General features: G+C 30.6%; 2 protein-coding genes. One reads left to right on the top strand and one right to left on the bottom strand.

Annotated elements, in window-relative coordinates:
• Positions 1 to 253: 253 nt before the first annotated feature.
• Positions 254 to 565 carry an XRE family transcriptional regulator gene (locus ACFIKJ_RS09470; RefSeq protein ID WP_114647946.1) on the bottom strand — a complete coding sequence of 104 codons (312 nt, stop codon included), beginning with the start codon at positions 563 to 565 and terminating at the stop codon, positions 254 to 256.
• A gap of 94 nt (positions 566 to 659) precedes the next feature.
• Between ACFIKJ_RS09470 and ACFIKJ_RS09465 the strand changes: the two genes are divergently transcribed.
• Positions 660 to 904: hypothetical protein (locus ACFIKJ_RS09465; RefSeq protein ID WP_375659661.1), on the top strand; the 245-nt coding region annotated here is incomplete at its 3' end.

The following is a 904-nucleotide window of genomic DNA, read 5'->3' as shown; positions in this document are numbered from 1 at the left end:
GCTCTTCATTTTCGCACATCACTAAGAGAATTTCATCAGAATTTATAAACACTGGTTTCTTCACAAATGCCTCCATACTGCCTATTGGCAAAAGTTATTTTCTAAGATATGGAACTTATATTTCATTATTTATGAAAATTGTCAATATAAAAATTCAGAAAATATGAAATTTTAATAAAGTGTAGGTTAATTATGGATAAACTAATGTTAGAAAAACTTTGGAATTGTGGAGATAAAAAAGTGATGGCTGCTATTATTTTTTGTCTGAAGAACAAGAATTCTGAAGAATCGTTAAAACAGCTTTCTGAACTTCGGGATTTGCTTGATAATACAGTTGAATAAACTGTTCAGATTCTTTGATTAGAAAAGGGGGGATTTCGCCAAAAAAATCAATAATTTCTATTAATTCACTTGCTTTTATTGATCTTTTTGTACCTGAATCATGCAACATACTAGTTAAGGTAGATGGTAACACTCCTAAATGCTTGGCTAGCATTTTCTTACTACCATGACCATTTTTAGCTAATTGCGCATTAAGCCATACCTTTAACTGATCTGATTCCATAAAATACAAAGTCTTTCATATGAAATGAAAAATCAATAAAAAAAATATGAAATTTTATCTTGATAAAATTCATAAAATATGAAATTTTATCTTTATGAAAAAAGAACCTGCGTATACTATAATAAAATATCTAGGGGGGGCTGTTAACGTTTCGCGTATTTTGAAGAAATGTAAAGGTGCTGTTTATCGTATCACTTATTCTAAAGAGAAGGGTGGTTCTAATGGATTGTTTCCTTCAATTTATCAAGCGCAGTTATTAACCTACGCACGTGATCATGGGATAGATTTGCGTCCAGAAGATTTTTTTTATCCCGAGCGCTTGCAGAGATTAATGCAAGA

Origin of the sequence: Bartonella sp. PS7NMGDW, assembly GCF_042193585.1 — a bacterium.
Taxonomy (GTDB): domain Bacteria; phylum Pseudomonadota; class Alphaproteobacteria; order Rhizobiales; family Rhizobiaceae; genus Bartonella; species Bartonella grahamii.
This window is presented reverse-complemented; position numbering and strand designations above follow the sequence as displayed.

Excerpts from the sequence above, each read along its gene's own strand:
- ACFIKJ_RS09470 (WP_114647946.1), bottom strand. The coding sequence starts at position 565 with ATGGAATCAGATCAGTTAAAGGTATGGCTTAATGCGCAATTAGCTAAA.